Here is a 2,021-nt window from a genome sequence, read left to right on the forward strand (position 1 = left end):
CCCCTTTTTCGTTTCTCAGGCAATTTAACTAAATGACATTTTTTACAACGATATCATCTGCCGTCTTATTCAGACGTTCACCGTTCTCTTGACAGTCTCACGCACTCAATGGATTACTATCTACTTAAGCGTGATACTGCGCTTGACCTGTTTTAGGCGGGCCGTTTTATTGCTTATGAAGGAAGGACGCACATGGCAGATGTTCACGAGCTGCTTGATACTTGGATTGCCAATGTCAAGGATGATGAGCTGCTGACCGAGCTCAACACGATGAAGGAGCAGGGTGACGAGGATGCCATCACCGATGCCTTCTTCCAGGATCTTGCCTTCGGCACCGCCGGCCTTCGCGGCACGATCGGTGCTGGCACTAACCGTATGAATATCTATACGGTCGGCCGTGCAACGCAGGGCTTCGCCGACTATCTCAATGCGACTTTTGAGCATCCGACGGTTGCCATTGCTCGCGATAGCCGCAATAAGGGCGAATTGTTCGTCAAGACGACTGCTGCTATTCTTGCGGCAAATGGTGTCACCGCCCTTGTGTATCCTAAGATTTCCCCGGTGCCTACGCTATCTTGGGCTGTCCGCGATCTTGAGTGCTCCGGTGGCATTTGCATGACCGCTAGTCATAATCCGGCGCCGTATAACGGCTATAAGGCCTATGGCCCCGACGGCTGCCAGATCACTAGCGAGGCCGCCGATGCAATTTCTAAGGCTATCGCCGAGACCGATACGTTCACTGGCGTGAAGTCCATGGACTTCGATGAGGCTCTTGAGCAGGGTCTGGTCAAATGGATCGATGACTCGTGCCTCGAGCGTTATTACGACGCCGTTCTCGCGCGCGGCGTGACCAACCTTTCTGCCGAGGAGATCGCTGGCGCTCCGCTTAAGCTCGTCTACACTCCGCTCAACGGCACTGGCCTCATTCCCGTCACGACGGTGCTCGAGCGCGCCGGCATCACCGATGTCACGGTTGTTCCCGAGCAGAAGGACCCGAACGGCGATTTCCCGACCTGCCCGTATCCTAACCCCGAGATCCGTCAGGCCATGCAGAAGGGAATCGACCTGTGCGAGCAGGTTCACCCCGATCTGCTGCTTGCAACCGATCCTGACGCCGACCGTGTTGGCGTTGCTGTTAAGAATGGTGATGACTATCTGCTGCTGACCGGCAATGAGATGGGCGTTCTGCTGCTCGACTATATCTGCAAGACCCGTGCCGCCCGCGGCGAGGATCTCACCAAGAAGGTCGCGGTTACTACCATTGTTTCTTCCGCCATGGTCGATGCCCTGGCCGAGGAGTATGGCTTTGAGCTCCGTCGCTGCCTGACGGGCTTCAAGTACATCGGTGACATCATTACCTCGCTTTCCGATGCTGGTGAAGTCGATCGATTTATCTTCGGTTTCGAGGAGAGCTACGGTTATCTGGCCGGCGACCACGTGCGCGACAAGGACGCCGTGAGCACTTCGCTTCTGATTTGCCAGATGGCGCAGTATTACAAGCTCCAGGGCAAGAACCTGGCCGATGCGATGCACGAGCTGTACGAGAAGTATGGCTACTATCACAACAAGACGATTTCGCTGAGCTATCCGGGCGCTGAGGGTGCGGCAAAGATGGCCGGCATTATGGCGGGTCTGCGCGAGAACCCGCCCGCGGAGCTCGCAGGCTCCAAGATTGAGGCCGTTGTGGATTACAACACGTGCGTGAACGGCCTGCCGAAGGCTAATGTCATTGAGTTCGATCTTGAGGGTGGCAACAAGGGTATTGTCCGTCCTTCCGGCACCGAGCCCAAGATCAAGCTGTACATCTTCGCTAAGGGCGCGGATGCCGCCGAGGCTGATGCAGCACTTGACGCGATTGAGGAGTCAGGTCGCAAGCTGTTGGCCTAAGGTTTTGAAAGCCTATTTCTATAGATAGACGAAAAAGGGGATCTCGGAAACGAGGTCCCCTCTCTATTACCGGTAAATACAGCTGAGAATCCCAAACTGTGTAGGAGTTGTGTGCAACCAGATTCCCGCCCCGC

The 2,021-nt window shown here is 55.5% G+C and carries 1 protein-coding gene; it reads left to right on the plus strand.

Going from position 1 to position 2,021, the window contains the following annotated elements:
* Positions 1–192: 192 nt before the first annotated feature.
* Positions 193–1,887: a phospho-sugar mutase gene (locus ACQRC0_RS08670; protein WP_427719879.1), complete on the plus strand. Its 1,695-nt coding sequence runs from the start codon at positions 193–195 to the stop codon at positions 1,885–1,887.
* The last annotated feature ends 134 nt before the right edge of the window (positions 1,888–2,021 follow it).

Source organism: Collinsella sp. SGI.033, from assembly GCF_050315135.1.
GTDB lineage: Bacteria > Actinomycetota > Coriobacteriia > Coriobacteriales > Coriobacteriaceae > Collinsella.